This window comes from Paraburkholderia megapolitana (assembly GCF_007556815.1).
In the GTDB taxonomy this organism is placed as follows: Bacteria; Pseudomonadota; Gammaproteobacteria; order Burkholderiales; family Burkholderiaceae; genus Paraburkholderia; species Paraburkholderia megapolitana.
Window position 1 is genome coordinate 1140658 of record NZ_CP041745.1, and the last position, 22244, is coordinate 1162901.

The following is a 22244-nucleotide window of genomic DNA, read 5'->3' on the forward strand; positions in this document are numbered from 1 at the left end:
GCGGCTGTGCACGGCGCGGTTCGATGCGCGCTGGGCGCGAAACTGGTGCAGCGGAGATTGCGCCGCTTCGTTGCGGCGCGGTGCGCACCGCAACGAAGCGTGTATCGATCGCGATGAATGGCTGCGGTGCATCGCCGCCGCCCCGTTGTGCACGCGCGTGCGTCTGCCTACACTGGAAGACCGACTCTCGACCTTCGCCACTTCAAGGAGAATGAAACATGACCGAGTGTTCCACGCCTTCCGCCAGCACCCCCGATCTGTCCGCATTCTGGATGCCGTTCACCGCCAACCGACAGTTCAAGAGCGCGCCGCGCCTGCTCGTGAGCGCGAAGGGGATGTACTACACGTCGCACGACGGACGGCAGATTCTCGATGGCACGGCGGGGCTGTGGTGCGTCAACGCGGGGCACTGCCGCGACGAGATCGTTGCCGCCGTGCAGGCACAGGCTGCGGAGATGGACTTCGCACCGACCTTCCAGATGGGCCACCCGAAGGCATTCGAAGCCGCGACGAAGATCGCGAAGCACACGCCCGGCGACCTGAAGCACATCTTCTTCGTGAACTCCGGGTCGGAGGCCGTCGATACCGCGCTGAAAATTGCGCTCGCCTATCATCGTTCGCGTGGCGAAGGGCAGCGTACGCGCTTTATCGGACGCGAGCGCGGGTATCACGGGGTGGGTTTCGGCGGGATTTCGGTCGGCGGGATTGCGCCGAACCGGAAGACGTTTTCCGGTGGTCTGCTGCCTGCGGTCGATCATTTGCCGCACACACTGAATATCAAGGAGGCGGCGTTCTCGAAAGGCCAGCCTGCGTGGGGCGCGCATCTGGCGGATGAGCTTGAGCGCATCGTCACGCTGCACGACGCGTCGACGATCGCTGCGGTGATCGTCGAGCCGGTGGCCGGCTCGACCGGCGTGCTGATTCCGCCGCAGGGCTACCTGCAACGGCTACGCGAGATCTGTACGAAGCACGGCATCCTGCTGATCTTCGACGAGGTGATCACGGGTTGGGGGCGGCTCGGTACGCCGTTTGCCGCACAGTATTTCGGCGTCACGCCCGATCTGCTGACGATGGCCAAGGGCACCAACAATGCCGCGGCTCCGCTGGGCGCCGTTGCCGCGAGCGCACGGATTCACGATTCGATTGTCGATGGGGCGCCCGCGGGCATCGAGTTGTTTCACGGCTATACGTATTCGGGGCACCCAATTGCAGCCGCCGCGGCCTGCGCCACGATCGATCTCTACGAACGCGAGGGGTTATTCGAACGCGCGGCACGCATGGCGCCGGTCTTTGAGCAGGCTATTCATCGGCTGCGCGGCGAACGTCATGTGATCGACGTGCGCAACCTTGGGCTGGTGGGTGGCGTGGAACTCGCACCGCGCGATGGCGCGCCCGGCGCACGGGCGGCTGAAGTGTTCCTGCGCTGCTATCAGAAGGGTGTGCTGACGCGCTATACCGGCGACATCCTTGCGTTCTCGCCGCCGCTCATCATCGAGGAAGGGCAGATCGACGAAATCTTCCGCACGGTTGCGGAGGTATTGCGCGAGACGGAGTGAGTTAGTACGTAGGAACCGAAGCGTCGACCTGACGCGACCACGCGTCGATGCCGCCCTGCAGATTGAACACGTGCTGATAGCCGCGCGATTCGAGGAACATCGCGACTTGCGCGCTGCGTGCGCCGTGATGGCACACGCAGACGATCTGCGCATCGTCTTCGAGTTCTTCGCTGCGCGCGGGAATCTCGCGCATCGGAATCGACACGCTGCCGGCAATGTGCGCTGTCGTGACTTCCCACGGCTCGCGCACGTCCAGCAGGACAGGCGCGGCACGCGACTTGTCGGCGAGCCATTCGGCGAGGGCGGGGGCGGTCAGGTTTTGCATCGATTGATCCGGAGCGGGGAATGAACGGGCAGGTAGTAAAGCAAAGAAGTGAAGTGTGCCGGCCGCGCAGTGTCGAACAGACGGAACGCGGCCGGCCAAGCCAGATTTGGCTTTAGAACTTGAAGCGCGGCGGCTGCACCGCGTTGGTCAGCGGCTCGACATAGGTTTCGAACACGTCGGCAACGCGGTACTGCTTCTCGTCGATACGCGTGATGATCTGTGCCTTCATCACCGGCGCCGTGCCGACGAACGCGGCCAGACGGCCGCCCACCTTCAGTTGTTCGAGAATCTCTTGTGGCAGCACCGGCAGGCCGCCCGACACGCAGATCACGTCGTACGGTGCCGCCGAGGCCCAGCCCAGTGCGCCGTCGCCGGTGGCGACTTCGGCGTTGAGCACACCGTTCGCGGCGAGGTTCTGCTTCGCGAGCCCGGCGAGTTCCGGTTCGATGTCGATGGTCAGCACATGCTGCGCGCGGTGCGCGAGCAGTGCGGCCATGTAGCCCGAACCCGCGCCGATTTCCAGCACGCTTTCGTGCTTCTTCACCGCCAGTTCCTGCAGCACGCGCGCTTCGACGCGCGGCGCCAGCATGTGCTGACCGGCCGGCAGCGGCACTTCGAAGTCGACAAAGGCGAGATCGCGATGAATGGCGGGAACGAAGTTCTCGCGCTTGACGATCGACAGCAGGTTCAACACGTCCTGGTCGAGCACTTCCCAGGGGCGGATCTGCTGTTCGATCATGTTGAAACGCGCTTGCTCGATATTCATGGTGGGTTCGGCGGTTTTAGGTTGAATGCGGCCCGATCTGGAGGGGCGGCGTGTGGCGGGCGCGGCGGTCTGGCTGGATGGAGCCGGGAAAGCCGGTGGACAGTGGCGCGCAACGGCAGGATTGTACCAAACCGGGCGGACGCCTTGTCGGGTTGCCGACACACGGCCTCGGTGTTTATACCTAGGCGATGGTACTTGCGGAGCACGCGCCGGCCAGGCAAAAATGTAATCGATTACATTTTGGAGTACCGCAGTGGCGACTTCGTCGCGTCTATCGCGCTCCTCGCGTTCAATCTCTTCGGTCGAGGCCTTACGCTCCGGAAAAGCGGATCTGTCCACCGCTGCACCCGAATTCGGCCGCCATTCCATTGCCGGCGTTGCGGAGCAGGCGGGTGTGTCGGTCGCGACGGTATCGCGCGTGCTCAACGGCCACGACAACGTGCGCCCGGCAACGCGTGATCGCGTTCTCGCCGCGATCAAGGCGAGCGGCTATCGCGTCAATGAACTCGCGCGCAACCTGCGTACCGCCGAAAGCCATCTGCTGCTCACGATGGTGCCCGACATCGGCAATCCGTTCTATGCGGAGATCTTGCGCGGCATCGACAGTGTGGCGCATGAGCATGGTTACTTCATGCTGTTGTGCGACACCGGTGCGGACCTCGGGCGTGAGCGCAGTTACTTCGACCTGCTGCGGCAACATCGCGCGGACGGCGCGATCTGTCTCGATCCGGCCGCGATTCATCAGGCGCTCGCGGAAGACTCGGACACGCTGCCGTGGGTCGCGTGCTGCGAATTCGATACGTCGGTTGGTGTGCCGTACGTCGGTATCGATAACTACACCGCTGCGGGCGACGCGGTACGACACCTGCTCGCGCGCGGCCATCGGCGTATCGGGCTGATCAATTCCGCCGACAGCTATCTCTACGCGCAGCACCGAGAGCTCGGCTACCTCGGTGCGCTGTGCGCGGCGGGCATTGCGCCCGACCCGCGCTGGCGCATGACCGTTACGAATCTCGACTACGCGGCGGGCGGCGCGGCGGCGACCGCGCTGATGCAACTGGCCGATCCGCCGGACGCGGTGTTCGCGGTGTCGGACACGCTCGCGATCGGCGTGATCGCCGGGTTGCGCGAAGCAGGCTGGCGCGTGCCCGACGACATCGCGGTGGTCGGCTTCGACGATATCTCGCTGGCCGCGCAGGTCGACCCACCGCTCACGACGATTGCCCAACCGATGCGCGAACTCGGCGAAACCGCCGCGCGTCTCCTGTTGCAGCGGCTCGCGAATCCGCACGCAAGCGTGCCGGGCGTGCTGCTGCCGCACCGGCTCGTCGTGCGCAAGAGCGCGTGAAACAGATGAGGCCTGAAAGATGAGCCACGAGCGATGAGCGTCGCCGTACGCTTCGACGACATCCGCAAGGACTTCGGTCCGGTGCGGGTATTGCACGGCGTGAGTTTCGATCTCGCGCCGGGTCGGATCTATGGCTTGCTCGGCGAGAACGGCGCGGGCAAGTCGACGCTGATGAAGATCCTCGCCGGTTATGAAACGGCGAGCGCGGGGGCATTGTTTATCGACGGCCATGCACAGCAGTTCGACGGATCGCGCGCTGCGGAAGCCGCGGGGATTGTGCTGATCCACCAGGAATTCAACCTCGCCGAGCACCTGAGCATCGCGCAGAACATCTACCTCGGTCACGAGAAGCGGCGCGGCTGGTTCGTCGACGATGCGGCGATGCGTGCCGGTGCCGAACAGTTCCTCGCGCAGGTCGGTCTCGCGCGCGACCCCGATACGAAAGTGCGCGACCTGATCGTCGCAGAAAAGCAACTGGTCGAAATTGCTAAAGCGCTGTCGCGGCGCGCGCGTCTCCTGATCATGGATGAACCGACCGCGACGCTGACGCCTGCCGAAACGGGCCGGCTCTTCGCGCTGATGACGAAGCTGAAGGCCGACGGCGTGACGCTCGTGTACATCTCGCACAAACTCGACGAGGTCGAGCGCATCACCGACGAAGTCATCGTGATGCGCGACGGCCGCTTCGTCGCGCGCAGCGAAACGGCGGGGCTTGCGCGTCAGCAGATGGCGAACCTGATGGTCGGGCGCGAGGTGTCGGACATGTTTCCCGACAAGCTCGCCGTCCCCGCCGATGCGCCGCTTGCGCTGAAAGTGGATGGCCTGAGCGTGCCGGGCTGGGTGGATAACCTCAGCTTCGAGGTGCGCGCCGGCGAAGTGCTCGGCTTTGCGGGCCTCGTGGGTGCGGGCCGCACCGAAGCGTTCGAAGCGCTGATCGGACTGCGCCGGCGCAGCGCAGGCCGTATCGAGCTGGCAGGGCGCGCGGCGGACCTGAAGAATCCGCGCGATGCGATGCGCCGCGGCCTCACGTACCTGAGCGAGGACCGCAAGGGCAAGGGGCTGCATGTGAACCTGAACCTGCAGGACAATCTCACGCTGATGACACTCGAGCGTTACGCGCATCCGCTGATCGACCTGAAAGCGGCGCGCAAGACGTTGCTGGATGCGCTCGATGAATTCGGCATTCGTACCGGCGACCCCGGTAGCCGCGCACGCATGCTGTCCGGTGGCAACCAGCAAAAGCTCGCGCTTGCCAAGTTCCTGCAACCCAATCCGAACGTGATCGTACTCGACGAACCGACGCGCGGCGTCGACGTCGGTGCGAAGCGCGACATCTATTTTCTGATTCACCGGCTCGCGTCGCAGGGGCGTGCGGTGATCGTCATCTCGTCCGAACTGATCGAACTGATCGGGCTCTGCCATCGCGTCGCGGTGATGCGCGCGGGCACGCTGCAGACGACGCTCGGTCTCGACCATCTCACCGAAGAGGAATTGATCGCTCATGCGACCGGCACCCACTGAAGCCGCACCGTCCGGCCGCGCATGGCGGCTCGCGCGGCGTTTGCACGGCCTCGGGCCGTTAGCGGGCCTCATCCTGCTGTGCGTCGCGGGCACGCTGCTCAATCGCGACTTCGCGACGCTCGACAACATGATGAACGTGCTTACGCGCACGTCGTTCATCGGCATCATCGCGGTCGGCATGACGTTCGTGATCATCTCGGGCGGCATCGATCTGTCGGTGGGATCGATGGCGGCGCTGATCGCGGGCAGCATGATCTGGCTGATGAACGCTCTGGCCGGTCATGCGCTCGCGCCGCTCGCGATCGTTCTGATCGGCATCGTGTGTGCACTGGTGCTCGGTGCGTTGTTCGGCTGCGCGCATGGCTTGCTGATCACGAAAGGGCGGATCGAACCGTTCATCGTCACGCTCGGTACGCTCGGCATTTTTCGCGCGGTGCTGACGTGGCTCGCTGATGGCGGTGCATTGACACTCGATAACTCATTGTCCGATCTGTACGGCCCTGTGTATTACGCGAGCCTGTTCGGGGTGCCGGTACCGATCTGGGTCTTTCTCATCGTTGCGGCCGGCGGCGCGCTGATCCTGAACCGCACCGCTTTTGGCCGGCATGTGCAGGCGATCGGTTCGAACGAACAGGTGGCGCGCTATGCGGCGATCAACGTCGATGCGGTGAAGATCGTTACCTACGTGTTGCTCGGTATCTGCGTCGGCGTGGCCACCGTGCTGTACGTGCCGCGACTCGGTTCCGCAACGCCCACCACCGGCCTGTTGTGGGAACTCGAAGCGATTGCAGCGGTGGTGGTCGGCGGAACAGCGCTGAAGGGCGGTGAAGGGCGCGTGGTCGGGACTGTGATCGGTGCGGTGCTGTTGTCGGTGATCGCGAACATTCTCAACCTGACCAGCATCATCAGTGTGTATCTGAATGCGGCGGTGCAGGGCGCGGTGATCATCGTCGTCGCGTTCCTGCAGCGCGGGCGGCGCTAGCACATGAGTAGATTCGTCCGTCTGGTGTCATGCCGGTGACGGGTAGGCCAGCGAGTAGACAGAACAACGATAACGCAACAGAAGTAACGCAACAGCACGACGATATTCAACATGATGGGTCGTTCAACAATCAACGGGGCGCGAGACGCCTACGACAGGAGAGTCAACATGAAGCAGGTCATTCGGGCGGTTGGCGCGGGCATGCTGGCGCTGGGGTTGCTGGGCATCGCGGGCGGCGCGCAGGCAGAAGAGAAAGTCACGCTGGGCGTCGCGATCCCAACCGCGGATCACGGCTTCACCGGCGGGATCGTGTGGTGGGCGAACAAGGCGAAGAGCGATCTCGAGAAAGCACATCCGGATCTGAAAGTCATCGTGAAGACCGCGGCAGGCTCGCCGGAGCAGGCGAACCAGTTGCAGGATCTCGTCACCGTGAACAAGATCAATGCGCTCGTGATCTTCCCGTTCGAATCGGCGTCGCTCACGCAGCCGGTCGCGCAGGTCAAGAAGAAGGGCGTGTACGTGACGGTGGTCGACCGCGGGCTGACCGACACGAGCGCGCAGGATGCCTATGTGGCCGGCGACAACACCGCGTTCGGCAAGCTGCCCGCCGAGTATCTGGCGAAGACGCTCAACGGTAAGGGCGACGTGGTCGTGCTGCGCGGCATTCCGACGACGCTCGACAACGAACGTTACGGCGCATTCGAGGCCGTGCTGAAGAGCTACCCGAACATGAAGATTCTCGACGCGAAGTACGCGAACTGGAATCGCGACGACGCATTCAAGGTGACGCAGGATTACCTGACGCGCTTCAAGCACATCGACGCCGTCTGGGCCGCCGACGACGACATGGCGATCGGCGTACTGAAAGCCATCGACCAGGCAAAGCGCACCGACATCAAGGAAGTGTTCGGCGGAGCGGGCTCGAAGGTGATGGTGAAGAAGCTGATAGACGGCGATCCGCTGATTCACGCTGACGTGTCGTATTCGCCGAAGTTCATCTACGACGCGATCAAGCTGACCGCTGAAGCGCGACTGAAGGGCGAGAAGCTGCCGTCGACAACGATCATTCCGTCGGTGCTGATCACCAAAGAGAACGCGCAGCAGTTCTATTTCCCGGATTCGCCGTTCTAAACAAACGACGCATGGGTTGACCGATGCGGCGTACGCCGCATCCATTCCTCGGGGGACGCACCATGAAAACAATCAAAGGGCCGGCGATCTTTCTCGCGCAGTTCATGGGCGATGCGATGCCGTTCGACAGTCTCGCGCATCTGGCGGGCTGGGCCGCGGGTCTCGGCTATAAAGGCATCCAGGTGCCTGCCGATCCGCGTCTCGTCGATCTTGAACTGGCCGCGACGAGCCAGACGTATTGCGACGACATACGCGCGGTGGTCGACAACGAAGGCATCGTGATCACCGAGCTGTCGACGCATCTGCAGGGGCAACTCGTCGCGGTGCATCCCGCTTACGACACGCTGTTCGACGGCTTTGCACCGAAGAGCGTCGGTGGTAATCCGGTGGCGCGCACCGAGTGGGCGATCCGCGAGCTGAAGTTTGCCGCGAAGGCATCGCAACGGCTCGGGCTCTGCACGCACGTGACGTTTTCCGGGGCGCTGGCGTGGCCGTATCTGTACCCGTGGCCGCAGCGGCCGGCCGGGCTTGTCGAAGCCGCCTTCGATGAACTTGCGCGCCGCTGGACGCCGATTCTCGATGCGTTCGAAGACGCAGGCGTCGACGTCTGCTACGAGCTGCATCCGGGCGAAGATCTGCACGACGGCGTGACGTTCGAGCGTTTTCTTGATGCCGTGAAGCAGCACCCGCGCGCGAACATCCTGTACGACCCGAGTCACTTCGTACTGCAACAACTCGACTACCTCGCGTTTATCGATCTCTACCATCCGCGCATCAAGGCGTTTCATGTGAAAGACGCGGAGTTCCGGCCGAACGGACGCCAGGGTGTGTACGGCGGCTATAGCGACTGGGTCGAACGGGCGGGCCGGTTTCGTTCGCTCGGCGACGGGCAGATCGATTTCGGCGCGATCTTCTCGAAGCTCGCGCAGTACGATTTTCCGGGCTGGGCGGTGCTTGAATGGGAATGTGCGTTGAAGCATCCGCAGGACGGTGCGCGTGAAGGTGCCGAATTTATCCGGCGGCACATCATTCGTGTTGCGGAGCGTGCGTTCGATGATTTCGCGGGCAGCGGTGTCGATGCGCAGCAAGTAAAACAACTGCTAGGTCTTTGAACCGCACGACAAGGGGATGGCATGACGCGCAGGCTACGGCTGGGCATGGTGGGTGGCGGACAGGGCGCGTTCATCGGCGCGGTGCATCGGATTGCTGCGCGCCTCGACGACCGGTTCGAACTGGTGGCGGGTGCGTTGTCGTCGGATCCGCAACGCGCGCAGAGCAGCGCCGCGGAAGCGGGCATCGCACGCAGTTATACGGACTGGTGCGAGATGGCACGCGCCGAGGCAGCACGCGACGACGGTATCGATGCCGTCGCGATCGTCACGCCGAACCATCTGCATGCGCCGGTGGCGACCGCGTTTCTCGAAGCGGGCATACACGTGATCTGCGACAAGCCGCTGGCTATCTCGCTCGCAGAGGGCGAAGCGCTGGCCGCGCTCGCGCGCAGCAAACAACGCTTGTTTGCATTGACGCATACGTATTCGGGCTATCCGCTCGTGCGTCATGCACGTGAGCTGATCGAAGCTGGCGAACTTGGTACCGTGCGCATCGTACAGGTCGAGTACGCGCAGGACTGGCTCGCCGAACCGATTGAGGCGACGGGTGCGAATCGGCAGGCGGTGTGGCGCACGGACCCGAGCCTCGCGGGGCCGGCGGGGTGCCTCGGTGACATCGGCACGCATGCGTATCACCTTGCGGCGTTCGTCACAGGCATGACGCCATCAACGCTCGCCGCCGAACTGCATACGTTCGTGCCCGGCCGTCGTATCGACGATCACGTACAGGCGATGCTGCGTTATGCGGATGGCGCACGCGGTATGTTGTGGGCGAGTCAGGTGGCGAGCGGTGCGGAGAACGCGCTGCGTTTGCGCGTGTATGGAACGAAGGCGAATCTTGCGTTCGATCAGGAGCAACCGAATGACTTGTGGTTCACACCGCTCGGCGGTTCGGCGCAGCGCCTGACGCGCGCGCGGGTGAAGAGCGCGGTGGCCGCGCATGCGACACGCGTGCCGGCGGGGCATCCCGAGGGGTATCTCGAAGCATTCGCGCAGTTGTATAAGGATGCTGCGTTGCAGATCGAGGCGATCGATAACGGGCTACCCGTGCCCGTCGAGAGCCGCTTGTTGACCACAGTCGACGATGGTGTGGCGGGATTGAAGTTTATCGACGCGGTGATCTCGAGTCACGGTGCCGGCGGGACTTGGGTGGCGGTTTAAATTCAGCGAGGAGTATCGATGGACAGAAGAACGTTGATCTCAGGAAGTCTGGCCGGCGCCGCTGTCGCAGTCATGACACCGCTGCACGCACAATCCACGCAGAATGTGGCGACGCGCTTCGGAGGGACCTTGAGCGCGCACGACATCGATGCGTTCGCCGCGCTCTTCTCCGAGCACTACATCAACCATCAGCTCAGTGCCGCAGCGACACCGCCCGCCGGCGTCTCCAACAAAACCGCGACGGTGAATTTTTTCCGCGCGCGGTTGACGGGGCTGCCTGATCTGAACGTCACCATTGAGACGACGGTGATCGACGGGGACAAGTGCGCCGCAAGCTTCGTCTACGAAGGCACGCACGAGGGAGTCTTCTTTGGCGTTGCGCCCACCGGCAAGAAACTCAGGTTCACGTCGTGCGATATCTTTCGCGTGGCCGATGGGTTGATCGTCGAGCATTGGGGGATGGGCGATATCGCGGGGGTTCTGGCGCAACTCAAGGGCTGAGCGCGAGGGCAGGCTGCAGCGTTAGGCGATCGAAGCAACGAACGCCTACTTCCTGCTCTTCCTGATCTGCTCTTCAAAAGCGATATCGAGCTTGCTCGCCTTGCGCGGCTTCGCAGGCCCGACCCCATCGACGAACTTCACGAAATCGTCGAGCGGCAACGGTTCGCAAAGCCGCACCTCACCGCCGCTCGAACGGTCCACCAGAAAAAAGACGCCACCCGCGAGACTGATGGCCGCGTATTGCGGATTGCCGCTGCGGGTTTTTAACCGCTCGACGGCATGAATGGCTCGGGTAGTGCGCATAGGAACACCGGAAGTACGGAAGAGAGACGGCTACTTTAACAACTTTGCCAGCAACAACTCACTGGCTCAGATACGTGAACTTGCCGTTGCGAATCACACCCATCACGCTCGCCCGCTGATCGAGCCCGACGTGATCCTTTGCGCTGGTACTGACTACACCATTCGGCACGACCAGTTCATGTGCATGCTCCAGCTCGTCGCGTAGCGCAACACGAAACGCCACCGTACCCGGCTGCGCAGTTTTCAGTGCACGCGCAACCGCATCCTGCAGCCGTGGATAAACACCCGCCGCATCGCCGGCGAACTGCGTGACCGAGCCAGGTCCGTACTGCGCTTCGTAGGCATCGACGAAAGCGAGCGCCGCTTTCTTCGCCGGATGATCGGCCGGCAGCGTCCGCGCGACCACGACCGGCTGCGTCGGAAACAACGTCCCCTCGACATCCTTACCGCCGAGCTTGATGAATTCCGGTGTCGCAATGCCATGCGTCTGATAGATCGGCCCCTTAAAGCCACGCTCGATCAACGTGCGCTCCGGCAACACTGTCGGCGTGCCCGCCCCGGCGATCAGCACCGCATCGGGCTTAGCCGCGAGCAGTTTGAGCACCTGCCCGGTGACGCTTGCATCGGTCCGGTTGAAACGCTCGGTGGCGACCACCTGGATGTGCCGCAGCGTTGCAAACTTCGTGAACTCGTTGAGCCAGCTATCGCCGTAGCTGTCCGCGAAGCCGATGAAGCCCACCGTCTTCACGTTGTGATTGGCCATATAGCGCGTCATCACGTCGGCCATTGCGCTGTCGGTCTGCGCCATCTTGAACGCCCACACGCGTTTGCCTTCCTGCGGCTCGACGACACTGGCCGAGCCGATCAGCGTGATCATCGGCGTCTGGTTTTCGGCGACCGGATCGAGCGCGGCCATCGCGGCCGGCGTGATGTTCGGCCCGACGATCACGTCGACATGGTCTTCGTTGATCAGCTTACGGATGTTTTTCACGGCGGTGCCGGGGTCCGAGCCATCGTCGAGGACGATGTACTGCGCGTTCTGGCCGGCAATCGTCTTCGGCCACATCAGCATCGCGTTCTTGCTCGTAATGCCGATCGTCGCGGCCGGGCCGGTGCTCGACAGGTCGATGCCGACTTTCAGGTCCGCGTGCGCGGCACCGGCGATCAGCAGGGCGCCGAGCGCGATGGCGCGGCGCAGGTTCTTCTTGGGGTCCATCGAGGGTCTCCGTGGCGAGAAATGCGGTGTGGTCCGGGCGGCGCTTGTGTAGCGCTTCATCTGGTGTTCAGGGTCACGCGCTCAAAGTTCGTACGTCTCGTGCTCGCCTTTCAGCGCCTGTTCGATCAGCTTGCGGTTCAGCCCCGGCGACAGCAGCTCGACAAGCGTATACACATAGCTGCGCAGATACGCGCCATGCTTGAGCGCCACACGCGTCACATTGCTGCCGAACAGATGACCGACCGGCATCGCCCGCAGATGCCTATCGCGCTCCGCGTTGAACGCGATGTCGGCCATGATCCCAACCCCGAGGCCGAGTTCGACGTAAGTCTTGATCACGTCGGCATCGATGGCTTCGAGCACGATGTCCGGTTGCAGCCCGCGCAGCCGGAACGCCTCGTTGATCTTGGTGCGGCCGGCGAACGCGTTATCGTAGGTGATCAGCGGGTACTGTGTCAGATCGTCGAGCGACAGCAGCTTGCGGTCGAGTAGCGGGTGGTCTGGCTGCATCACGGCTACGTGGTGCCACTGGAAGCACGGCAGCGAGACCAGTTCCTTATAGTTAGCGATGGCCTCGGTGGCGATGGCGAGGTCGGCCTGGTCGTGGATCACCATCTCGGCGACCTGGGTCGGGCTACCTTGCAGAATTGAAAGGTGCACCTTGGGGTAACGCTTCTTGAACTCGGCGATCGCGGTCGGCAGCGAGTAGCGCGCCTGGGTGTGGGTGGCGGCGATCACGAGGTTGCCCTGGTCCTGCGCCGCGAAGTCTTTACCGACGCGCTTGAGGCTTTCCACCTCAAGCAGGATGCGCTCGACCGACTCGAGGATAATCCGGCCCGGTTCGGTCAGCGAGCGCACACGTTTGCCGTGTCGGGTGAAGATCTCGACGCCCAGCTCGTCTTCCAGCTCGATGATGGCCTTCGAGACGCCCGGCTGGCTTGTATACAGTGCCTTGGCGGCCTCGGTGAGGTTGAAGTTCTGCCGCACGGCCTCGCGGACGAAGCGGAACTGGTGCAGGTTCATTTATAACCCCTACGCATATAAAAAGAATTTTTTAGTCGTTTGAAATATATAGCGAGTTTATTACGATTACCCCAACTTTTCCAATATGGTTATCTGTTTTTGTCATTAGCAAATGAGCGATCGCTCTGAACGATCGCCCGCGCGCGAGGCCAATCAGATATCCAGACGCGGCGTAACCGGAACGCCGCGTGTTACGAGAACTGGGGTCCCCGAATGTATCAATACGATCAGTACGACCAGACCATCGTCGACGAACGCGTCGCGCAGTACCGCGACCAGGTTCGCCGCCGCCTGTCCGGCGAATTGAGCGAAGACGAGTTTCGCCCGCTGCGTCTGCAGAACGGCCTGTACATGCAGCGTCACGCGTACATGCATCGCATCGCGATTCCGTACGGCAACCTGCGCAGCGACCAGATGCGCATGCTCGGCCAGATCGCACGCGAGCACGACCGTGGCTATGGCCATTTCTCGACACGCTCGAACATCCAGTACAACTGGATCAAGCTCGAAGAAACGCCCGATCTGCTCGCGAAGCTCGCGTCGGTGCAGATGCACGGCATTCAGACGTCGGGCAACTGCATCCGCAACATCACCGCCGACCAGTTCGCGGGCGTCGCGCCCGACGAGGTCGTCGATCCGCGTCCGTGGGCTGAGATCTTGCGCCAATGGTCGACGTTCCACCCGGAATTCGCGTGGTTGCCGCGCAAGTTCAAGATTGCCGTGTCGGGTTCGAAAGAAGACCGCGCAGCCGTGCAGATTCACGACCTCGGCGTCTATCTGAAGAAGAACGCAGACGGCGAAGTGGTGGCGAGCATTCTGGCTGGCGGTGGCATGGGTCGTACGCCGATCATCGGTGCGATCATCCGTGAGGATCTGCCCTGGCAGCATCTGCTTACGTACTGCGAAGCCGTGCTGCGCGTGTACAACCGCTACGGCCGGCGCGACAACATGTACAAGGCGCGCATCAAGATTCTCGTGAAGGCGCTGAGCCCGGAGAAGTTCTCGCAGCAGGTCGAGGAAGAATGGCAACACCTGAAGGACGGCCCGTCCACGCTGACGCAGGCTGAAGTCGAGCGCGTGTCGCAGTACTTCGCGCCGCCGCAGTACGACAAGCTGCCGGACACCGAAGCAACCTTCGAAAAGCATCTGCTCGAAAACCGCGCGTTTGCGCGTTGGGTCGAGCGTAACGTGCGGCCGCACAAGGTGTCGGGCTACGCGGCGGTGACGCTGTCGCTGAAGCCGACCACGATCGCTCCCGGCGACGCTACCGATACGCAGATGGAAGCGGTCGCCGACTGGGCCGATCAGTATTCGCTCGGCGAAATCCGCGTGTCGCACGAACAGAACCTGATTCTCGCGAACGTGAAGAAGCGCGATCTGTTCGAACTGTGGGAAAAAGCGAAGACGCAAGGTTTCGCAACGGCGAACATCGGCTTGCTGACCGACATCATCGCGTGCCCGGGCGGCGATTTCTGCTCGCTCGCGAATGCGAAGTCGATTCCGATTGCGCTCGCTATTCAGGAGCGTTTCAACGATCTCGACTTTGTGTACGACCTCGGCGACATATCGCTGAACATTTCGGGTTGTATCAACGCGTGCGGTCACCATCACGTCGGCAACATCGGCGTGCTCGGCGTCGATAAGGACGGCTCCGAGTGGTACCAGGTGACGCTCGGCGGCGAGCAGGGCACGGGCGCGACCGGTGCGCATCTTGGCCGTGTGATCGGCCCGTCGTTCTCGGCGGAAGAGATGCCGGACGTGGTGTCGAAGGTGATCGACACGTTCGTGGAACACCGCCTCGACGGCGAGCGTTTCATCGATACGTATCAGCGCATCGGCCTCGCACCGTTCAAGGAACGCGTGTACGCATCGCGTCAGCCGGCTCACGCGTAACCCGAGACAAAAGGAATACAGGCAGATGGCTTCGATTATCAAGAACCGCTCGATTGTCTCCGACGACTGGACCATCGTGCGTGCAGCTGAAGACGGCACGTTGCCCGCGCTCGACGCGTTGCCGGCCGGCAAGATCGTGGTGCCGCTCGTACTGTGGCAGGCCTCGCGCGAGGCGCTGAGCGCGACGCGCAGCGCAACGGAACTCGGCGTGTGGCTCGCGCCCGACAGCGAACCCGCCGACATCACCGGCGATTTCGACAAGGTCGCATTGCTCGCGGTGGACTTCCCCGTGTTTAACGATGGCCGCGGCTACAGCATCGCGCGGCTGCTGCGCGAACGCTACGGATACAAAGGCGAATTGCGCGCGATCGGCGCCGTGCTGCGCGATCAGCTGAGGTTCATGTTCCGCTGCGGCTTCGACGCATACGCAGTACGCGAGGACAAGGACATTCACGACGCGCTGAAAGCGTTCGACGAATTCACCGTGCAGTACCAGGGCGCATTCGACAATCCGCTACCGCTGTTCCGGCGGCGCGACGCGGCAGCTTCGAAGGCGGCCGCATGAGCACCGACCACCCGTCCATCACGCCAGAACTTGCAGCGAAAATCGAGCGACTCGACACACTGCTCGATTCGATCGCGGCACGTCATACTCGCGTGAAGCTCGCCAGCAGCCTCGCCGCAGAAGACATGCTACTTACGCACGCGATCCTCTCGCGCGGCGTGGCGATCGGTGTGTTCTCGCTGAACACCGGTCGTCTGCACGCGGAAACGCTCGGCATGATCGATCGCGTGCGCGAACGCTACGGTTACGAGATCGAGCAGTTTCATCCGCAGCAGGATGCCATCGACGAATACGTCGCGCAGAACGGCCTCAACGCGTTCTACGAAAGCATCGATCTGCGCAAGCGCTGCTGCGAGATCCGCAAGGTCGAGCCGCTCAATCGCGCGCTGTCGGATGTGAGCGCGTGGGTGACGGGGCAGCGCCGCGAGCAGTCAGTGACGCGCGCGGAACTACACGAAGAGGAACACGACGGCGCGCGCAACATCGCCAAGTTCAATCCGCTCGCGGACTGGACCGAGGTCGATGTGTGGGCGTATCTGCAGGCATTCGACGTGCCGGTCAATCCGCTGCATGCGCGCGGCTACCCGAGCATCGGTTGCGAACCCTGTACCCGCGCGATTCGTCCCGGCGAAGACAGCCGGGCGGGGCGCTGGTGGTGGGAGTCGCGCGATACGAAGGAATGCGGGCTGCACATCACGACGATTCCGATTGCGGTGAGCACCGAATCCGCATCCGCGTAATATCGCCCTGTTCGCCGCCGATCCGGCCAGATTACAGATTATTTCCGCGCCGCGGGTGACCCCCGCTGTGCGAACCGACGAAGGACCTGAACATGAGCACGACGCTCGATTCCACTGTGAACGCTCCGCTTGCCAATACCGCGAACCGGATGGATCACCTCGACTGGCTCGAAGCCGAGTCGATTCACATCCTGCGCGAACTGGTCGCCGAATGCAGCAAGCCCGCGCTGCTGTTTTCGGGCGGCAAGGACTCGGTGGTCGTGCTGCATCTTGCGCTGAAGGCCTTCGGTCTCGGTGCGAACCGCAAGACGTCGCTGCCGTTTCCGCTCGTGCACATCGATACGGGACACAACTACGCTGAAGTGATCGACTTCCGCGATCGCCGTGCAGAGGAAATCGGCGCGGAACTGGTGGTCGGTCATGTCGAGGATTCGATCAAACGCGGCACTGTGCGTCTGCGCCGCGAAACCGATTCGCGCAATGCCGCGCAGGCCGTCACGCTGCTCGAGACGATCGCGCAGCACGGCTATACCGCGATGATCGGCGGTGCGCGCCGCGACGAAGAAAAGGCGCGGGCGAAAGAGCGCATCTTCTCGTTCCGCGACGAATTCGGCCAGTGGGACCCGAAGGCGCAACGCCCCGAACTGTGGAGCCTCTTCAACGCACGCCTGCATCAAGGCGAACACCTGCGCGTGTTCCCGATCTCGAACTGGACCGAACTCGATGTGTGGCAATACATCGCGCGTGAGCAGCTCGAACTGCCGTCGATTTACTACGCGCATCAGCGCGAGATCGTGCGTCGCAATGGTCTGCTGGTGCCGGTCACGCCGCTCACGCCGATTCGCGCGGGCGAGACTAGCGAAACCGCGCTGGTGCGTTTCCGCACGGTTGGCGATATCAGCTGCACATGCCCGGTCGAAAGCGATGCCGACGATCTCGAGAAGATCATCGCCGAAACGGCCGTGACGGAAATCACGGAGCGCGGCGCGACGCGGATGGACGACCAGACGTCGGAAGCCGCGATGGAACAGCGTAAGAAGCAGGGTTATTTTTAAGGCACCGGTAATCATGAGCATTCATCAACCAGAAGACCTCGGCGTGCTGCGTTTCATCACTGCGGGCAGTGTCGACGACGGCAAGAGCACGCTGATCGGCCGCCTGCTGTACGACAGCAAGGCTGTGTTGTCGGATCAACTGTCGGCGTTGTCGCGCGCGAAAAACAAGCGCACCGTCGGCGACGAGATCGACCTGTCGCTGCTGACTGACGGCCTCGAAGCCGAGCGCGAGCAGGGCATCACGATCGATGTCGCGTATCGCTACTTCGCGACCGCCAAGCGCAAGTTCATCATCGCCGATACGCCGGGCCACGAGCAGTACACGCGCAATATGGTGACGGGTGCGTCGACCGCACATGCGGCGATCATTCTCGTCGACGCGACGCGCGTCACGTTCGAGAACGGCGTTGCGCGACTGCTGCCGCAGACCAAGCGCCACAGCGCGCTCGTCAAGCTGCTCGGTCTACAACACGCGATCGTCGCGATCAACAAGATGGATCTGGTCGACTACAGCGAAGCGCGTTTCAACGAGATCCGCGATGCGTATGTCGAACTCGCGCGTCATCTGGGTCTTGCCGATGTGCGTTTCGTGCCGGTGTCGGCGCTGAAGGGCGACAACATCGTCACGGCCAGCGAACGCATGCCGTGGTATGCGGGCGAGCCGCTGCTCGACGTGCTCGAAGCCTTGCCCGTCGAACAGCCGACCGGCCAGGCGCTGCGTTTCCCGGTGCAGTGGGTGGCGCGCCAGGACGGCAGCCAGGCTGACGATTTCCGCGGCTATATGGGCCGTGTCGAGTCTGGCGAAGTGAAGCTCGGTGATACGATCGTCGTGCTGCCTGCGAACCGCGAAGCAACGGTGAGCGAAATCATTGCGCCGGTGCCGGGCGGTACCTCGCAGGTGGATCGCGCGTTTGCCGGACAGACGGTGACGATCCGTCTCGCGGAAGATGTCGATGTGTCGCGTGGCGATACGTTCGTGCTGCGGGACTACGCAGTGGCAGGCGCGACTGGCGCGGCACTCGAAGCCGTACCCGAACCCGCGAAGAAGCTCGAAGCCGACCTCTGCTGGTTCGACGAAGTGCCGCTGTCCACGCAACGCAAGTACCTGCTGAAGCAGACCACCAACACGGTGTTCGCGCGAATCGGCGCGATCCGCGAGGTGCTCGATGTGCATACGCTGTCGCATGCAGTCGATCGCCACGATCTCGCGATGAACGATATCGGCCGTGTGACGGTGACGCTGCAGAAGCCGCTCGTCTGCGACGTGTACGATACGCATCCGGGCACCGGCGCATTCGTGCTGATCGACGAAGCGACGCATCACACGGTTGCAGCCGGTATGATTCGTGCGTTTTCGGCGTAGACGCTACGCGGCAGTGGGCCGCGTGGTCAGCCAACAGTGCGGATCAAGCGGATTAACCGCACGAACGTGGGATTGGAATAAATGGGTAAGGTGTATCTGATCGGTGCAGGACCAGGCGCTGCGGACCTCATCACGGTGCGCGGCGCACGGCTCATGGGCATCGCGGATGTCGTGCTGCACGACGCGCTGGTCGAACCGGCGATGCTCGATCATGCGCCGGCGCATGCGCGCAGGATCGCGGTCGGCAAGCGTTGCGGTCAGCGCTCGACGGCGCAGCACTTCATCAACAAGCAGATCGTCGATGCGGCGCTCGAGCACGATGTCGTGGTCCGCTTGAAGGGCGGCGATCCGATGCTGTTCGGTCGTGCCGACGAGGAGATGCGTGCGCTCGAAGCCGCGGGCATCGAATACGAAGTGGTGCCGGGCATCACGGCGGCGCTGGCGGGTGCGGCCACGCTGCGGCGTTCGCTGACGCTGCGCGGCGTCTCGCGCAGCGTCGCGCTCGCCACCCACAGTCGCGCGCCCGATAGTGCGGCGATTCGCGAACACGTCAATGCAGATTCGCTGGTGTTCTACATGGGCCGCGACAGCGCACCGGAAATCGCCCAGGAACTGATCGACGCCGGACGTCCTGCTGCGACCCCGGTCGCGATCGTCGAAGCATGCAGCACGTCGCGCGAACGCTCGCTCACGCTGACGCTCGCAGCACTCGCAGCCGGCGATGCACAGTCGTGGCTCGATCCGGCTCAACCGAGCCTGCTGATGATCGGCGCAGCATTCGGCGAGCGCGACGCGCAGCAAGCCGAGCCGAAACAGAACGGCGATTTGCTGAACGCCGCCTGACACTAAAGACGTCAAGACCGTATGAAAAAAACGCGCCGGCAGGCGCGTTTTGCTTTGTATCGATCGAAGCAGTTATCGCAGCGGATTCAGCCGCCGGTAATCTGCCGCACGCAGTAGTCCGCCACCGCGTCGAGCACGCCTTCGTCTTCGCCGGCAGCGGTCGCGCAATGTATCGTCACGCCCGGATGCGCAGCCCGGCACGCATCGACGATAACCGGCAGATCGCGCCGCACGTGACCGCCCTGGCCGAAGAAAACCGGCACGACGCTGATCGTCGTGCAGCCAGCGGCGGCTTGCGCCGCGATGGCTGCGGGCAGGTCGGGCGTCATCAGTTCGAGGAAGGCCAGCGAAACCGGACCAGCGTTGCCGTGCCGGGCTCGTAGCTTTCCGGCCAGCCGCTCAAACGGCTCCGCCCAGCGCGGATCGCGCGCGCCGTGACCAAACAATACGATGCCATGCGCGCTCATCGCTTCGCTCCTAATGCCGGTCGACCCACTTCAACCCGACGAGACCGAGCACCAGATAGATCAACCCCGGCGTCGCCGCCGTGAGCGGCGCGGGCCACGTGTTCAGCGTACCGATGTGCGAGAACAGCGTGTTGAAGAGCTGGAAGCTCATCCCGAGCATGATCCCGCCGAACACCTTCACGCCGACCACGCCCGCACGCGTATGCAGATAGGCGAACGGCAGCGACAGCACCAGCATCACGAACACTGCGAACGGGTAGAGCAGCTTGCGCCACAGCGCGATCTCGTAGCGCTGCGAATCCTGATGGTTCTCGGTCAGATGCTGGATATAGCGGAACAGGTTGAACATCGACATCCGTTCCGGCGATACCAGCAGCACCGACAGGATTTGCGGCGTCAGTTCCGAGCGCAGCGAGTATTCCGGCACTGTGACCTGCTCCGCGCGGTACACCGGGTTGAGTGCATCGGTCGGCTTGGTGCCGGCGCCCGTCGGCGGGGGAACGTCGATCAGTTGTGTATCGGTCACATCCTTCAGCAGCCAGTGGCCGGGCGGCTGATACTTGCCGCTCTTCGCAATGCGCACGTTGGAGAGCCGGAATTTCGCATCGAACTCGTAGATGCGCACGTCGCTGATCGTCGCGTCCGGCTGCAGCTTGCCGACGTTGACGAAGCGCGTCACCTGCTCGCCGTCCGCGCGTGCAGTGAGCGTGTCCTTCACCCAGACGCCCGATTCGAAGTTGCTCGACACCGACGATCCAAGCGCTTCGAGGCGCACGCGTTCCGACAACTGGTCGGTGTACGGGCCGACCACTTCGCCGATCAGATAGGTGACGATCACGAGCGGAATACCGATCTTCAGCAGCGAGCGCAATGCCTGGTTGGTCGCGAGACCGGAGACGCGAAAGATCGTGTACTCGGAGTTCGCGGCCATCTGCGCGAACACATAGATCGAGCTGATCAATGCCGCGACCGGAATGATTTCGTAGAAACGCGAGGGCGTCTGCAGCGCGACGCGCAGCACCGCATACGTAAACTTGTAGTTGCCGTGTCCAACCGAATTCAGTTCGTTGATCAGGTCGAAGAAGAAAAACAGGCCCGAGAACGCGAACAGGATGAAGACGAAGGTGAGATAGATCTGGCGCGCGAAGTACCGTTCATAGATCCGCATCGATCACGCTCCCTGTGACGAACGGCGGAACATCGCCCACGTGAACAGCGGCCGGTTGCGCACGCGCATCCAGAAGATGAACACGACGATCGCGGCGACCACGATATGCAACCCGATCAGCCCGACGACGAACGACATCTTGCCTTGCTCGATCCACGACTGGATGACGTTGAGCAGGTTCGAGTACGTCAGGTAGATCAGCACGGCCATCACCAGGTTGATGGTGCGACCGCGGCGCGGATTCTGGTGGGCGAGCGGAATGGCGAGCAGCATCAGGTTGATCGCGATGAGCGGCAGACCGATGCGCCACGCCAGCTCGGCGAGGTTGTCGCGGGTCGGGTCGCGGATCAGATCGAGGGTGGGGGTACCCGTTGTACTTGGCGTGCTCACGACCGGCTGGCTCTCGATCTTCACACCGTAGCGGTCGAATTCCATGATGCGGAAGTCCGGATGGCCCGGCTCGCCGTCATAGCGCCGACCATTCTCGAGCACGACGAAACGGTCGCCGTTCTTATGCGTTTCCGTGTGACCCGTTTTCGACACGACGACGTTGACCTTGCCGCCTTCGGTACTCGTGACAAACACGTTCTCGACGCGCGCCTGGTCCTGCGTCATCTTCTCGATGAAGAACACGCGATGACTCACTGCCGATTCGCGGAACTGGCCCGGTGCGAGCAACGAGACCTCGTCGCGCTGCTGGAAACGCGCGCGGATCAGCTTGTTCTGCTGGTTCGACCACGGCCAGCCGACGAACACGAAGAACATGATGAGGATGATGATCGGCGTGGCGAATACGCCGACCGGCTTGATGAACTGGGTGAGGCTCACGCCGGACGCGAGCCACACCACCATTTCGGAGTCGCGGTACCAGCGCGTCAGGACGAACAGGATCGACACGAACAGGGTCGCGACGAGCATGATCGCCAGGTAGCCGATCACAGTGAGGCCGATCAGGACCAGTACGTCGCGCGGATCGATTTCGCCCGAGGCCGCGAAGCCGACGATGCGGATCATCATCGTCGTCAGTACGAGCGTGAGCAGAACCATGAACACGGCACCAGCCGTATACGCGAGTTCGCGCTGGAGGGAGCGTTCGAAGATCATTGTTGATGACGAGAAGGCGTGCTCCAGATGGTACCCGTTGCACCATCCTTGCAGCCGCCGCGGGAAAAATAGCGGATAATTGCGGCTTTCATCCTAAGCCC

Annotated in this window: 22 protein-coding genes; 14 read left to right on the forward strand and 8 right to left on the reverse strand. The window is 62.9% G+C overall.

Features of this window, described 5'->3' with window-relative positions; genetic code table 11:
* Positions 1 to 218 precede the first annotated feature (218 nt).
* Positions 219 to 1556: an omega-aminotransferase AptA gene (locus tag FNZ07_RS18495; protein WP_091010800.1), complete on the forward strand. Its 1338-nt coding sequence runs from the start codon at positions 219 to 221 to the stop codon at positions 1554 to 1556.
* 1 nt (position 1557) lies between these two features.
* Here the strand turns inward: FNZ07_RS18495 and FNZ07_RS18500 are convergent, their stop codons facing one another.
* Positions 1558 to 1881, reverse strand: a complete 324-nt coding sequence (locus FNZ07_RS18500; RefSeq protein WP_091010801.1) for a rhodanese-like domain-containing protein — start codon at positions 1879 to 1881, stop codon at positions 1558 to 1560.
* Between the two features lie 112 nt (positions 1882 to 1993).
* Positions 1994 to 2647, reverse strand: coding sequence for a protein-L-isoaspartate O-methyltransferase family protein (locus FNZ07_RS18505; RefSeq protein WP_091010802.1), 654 nt, complete (start codon positions 2645 to 2647; stop codon positions 1994 to 1996).
* Positions 2648 to 2978: 331 nt separating this feature from the next.
* On the opposite strand from FNZ07_RS18505, the gene FNZ07_RS18510 reads away from it, so the two are divergent.
* The 7 genes from FNZ07_RS18510 (at position 2979) to FNZ07_RS18540 (ending at position 10403) form a co-directional block, all read left to right on the forward strand.
* Complete coding sequence (locus FNZ07_RS18510) at positions 2979 to 3995, forward strand: LacI family DNA-binding transcriptional regulator (RefSeq protein ID WP_245811446.1); 1017 nt, start codon at positions 2979 to 2981, stop codon at positions 3993 to 3995.
* A gap of 33 nt (positions 3996 to 4028) precedes the next feature.
* Positions 4029 to 5516 carry a sugar ABC transporter ATP-binding protein gene (locus FNZ07_RS18515; RefSeq protein WP_091010804.1) on the forward strand — a complete coding sequence of 496 codons (1488 nt, stop codon included), beginning with the start codon at positions 4029 to 4031 and terminating at the stop codon, positions 5514 to 5516.
* A complete protein-coding gene (locus FNZ07_RS18520; protein ID WP_091010805.1) occupies positions 5497 to 6498 on the forward strand; it encodes an ABC transporter permease in 1002 nt (333 codons plus the stop codon). The genes FNZ07_RS18515 and FNZ07_RS18520 overlap by 20 nt, the downstream gene beginning before the upstream one ends.
* A 168-nt stretch (positions 6499 to 6666) precedes the next feature.
* Positions 6667 to 7629, forward strand: coding sequence for a substrate-binding domain-containing protein (locus FNZ07_RS18525; protein WP_091010806.1), 963 nt, complete (start codon positions 6667 to 6669; stop codon positions 7627 to 7629).
* Between the two features lie 62 nt (positions 7630 to 7691).
* Positions 7692 to 8741, forward strand: coding sequence for a sugar phosphate isomerase/epimerase family protein (locus FNZ07_RS18530; protein WP_091010941.1), 1050 nt, complete (start codon positions 7692 to 7694; stop codon positions 8739 to 8741).
* Positions 8742 to 8762: 21 nt separating this feature from the next.
* Positions 8763 to 9902: a Gfo/Idh/MocA family protein gene (locus FNZ07_RS18535; RefSeq protein ID WP_245811430.1), complete on the forward strand. Its 1140-nt coding sequence runs from the start codon at positions 8763 to 8765 to the stop codon at positions 9900 to 9902.
* A gap of 18 nt (positions 9903 to 9920) precedes the next feature.
* Positions 9921 to 10403 (forward strand): ester cyclase, encoded by a 483-nt coding sequence (locus tag FNZ07_RS18540; RefSeq protein WP_091010808.1) that lies wholly within the window; start codon positions 9921 to 9923, stop codon positions 10401 to 10403.
* A gap of 45 nt (positions 10404 to 10448) precedes the next feature.
* Here the strand turns inward: FNZ07_RS18540 and FNZ07_RS18545 are convergent, their stop codons facing one another.
* The 3 genes from FNZ07_RS18545 to FNZ07_RS18555 form a co-directional block, all read right to left on the reverse strand.
* Positions 10449 to 10706 carry a hypothetical protein gene (locus FNZ07_RS18545; protein ID WP_091010809.1) on the reverse strand — a complete coding sequence of 86 codons (258 nt, stop codon included), beginning with the start codon at positions 10704 to 10706 and terminating at the stop codon, positions 10449 to 10451.
* 58 nt (positions 10707 to 10764) lie between these two features.
* A complete protein-coding gene (locus tag FNZ07_RS18550) occupies positions 10765 to 11922 on the reverse strand; it encodes an ABC transporter substrate-binding protein (protein ID WP_091010810.1) in 1158 nt (385 codons plus the stop codon).
* Positions 11923 to 12003: 81 nt separating this feature from the next.
* Positions 12004 to 12945, reverse strand: coding sequence for a CysB family HTH-type transcriptional regulator (locus FNZ07_RS18555; RefSeq protein WP_091010811.1), 942 nt, complete (start codon positions 12943 to 12945; stop codon positions 12004 to 12006).
* A 213-nt stretch (positions 12946 to 13158) separates the two neighbouring features.
* Between FNZ07_RS18555 and FNZ07_RS18560 the strand changes: the two genes are divergently transcribed.
* The 6 genes from FNZ07_RS18560 to cobA all read left to right on the forward strand — a co-directional run bounded on the left by FNZ07_RS18560 (position 13159) and on the right by cobA (position 19404).
* The gene (locus FNZ07_RS18560) at positions 13159 to 14838 is read left to right on the forward strand and encodes a nitrite/sulfite reductase (protein ID WP_091010812.1); all 1680 of its coding nucleotides are present in this window, start codon (positions 13159 to 13161) and stop codon (positions 14836 to 14838) included.
* 25 nt (positions 14839 to 14863) lie between these two features.
* On the forward strand, positions 14864 to 15403 hold the full coding sequence (locus tag FNZ07_RS18565; protein WP_091010813.1) for a DUF934 domain-containing protein: 540 nt from the start codon (positions 14864 to 14866) through the stop codon (positions 15401 to 15403).
* Complete coding sequence (locus tag FNZ07_RS18570; RefSeq protein WP_091010814.1) at positions 15400 to 16143, forward strand: phosphoadenylyl-sulfate reductase; 744 nt, start codon at positions 15400 to 15402, stop codon at positions 16141 to 16143. The genes FNZ07_RS18565 and FNZ07_RS18570 overlap by 4 nt, the downstream gene beginning before the upstream one ends.
* Before the next feature lie 92 nt (positions 16144 to 16235).
* Complete coding sequence (gene cysD / locus FNZ07_RS18575; RefSeq protein ID WP_091010815.1) at positions 16236 to 17198, forward strand: sulfate adenylyltransferase subunit CysD; 963 nt, start codon at positions 16236 to 16238, stop codon at positions 17196 to 17198.
* Positions 17199 to 17208: 10 nt separating this feature from the next.
* Positions 17209 to 18561, forward strand: a complete 1353-nt coding sequence (locus tag FNZ07_RS18580; RefSeq protein WP_177228267.1) for a sulfate adenylyltransferase subunit 1 — start codon at positions 17209 to 17211, stop codon at positions 18559 to 18561.
* A gap of 81 nt (positions 18562 to 18642) precedes the next feature.
* A complete protein-coding gene (gene cobA / locus FNZ07_RS18585; RefSeq protein WP_091010817.1) occupies positions 18643 to 19404 on the forward strand; it encodes a uroporphyrinogen-III C-methyltransferase in 762 nt (253 codons plus the stop codon).
* A gap of 86 nt (positions 19405 to 19490) precedes the next feature.
* Here cobA and FNZ07_RS18590 read toward each other — a convergent pair whose 3' ends face one another.
* Genes FNZ07_RS18590 through lptF form a run of 3 tightly spaced genes read right to left on the reverse strand, consistent with a single transcriptional unit; the run spans position 19491 to position 22143 of the window.
* Entirely contained in the window at positions 19491 to 19871 is a 381-nt protein-coding gene (locus tag FNZ07_RS18590) for a sirohydrochlorin chelatase (RefSeq protein ID WP_091010818.1), read from the reverse strand.
* 10 nt (positions 19872 to 19881) lie between these two features.
* The gene (lptG, locus tag FNZ07_RS18595) at positions 19882 to 21039 is read right to left on the reverse strand and encodes an LPS export ABC transporter permease LptG (RefSeq protein ID WP_091010819.1); all 1158 of its coding nucleotides are present in this window, start codon (positions 21037 to 21039) and stop codon (positions 19882 to 19884) included.
* Between the two features lie 3 nt (positions 21040 to 21042).
* On the reverse strand, positions 21043 to 22143 hold the full coding sequence (gene lptF, locus FNZ07_RS18600) for an LPS export ABC transporter permease LptF (RefSeq protein WP_091010820.1): 1101 nt from the start codon (positions 22141 to 22143) through the stop codon (positions 21043 to 21045).
* Between the last annotated feature and the right edge of the window lie 101 nt (positions 22144 to 22244).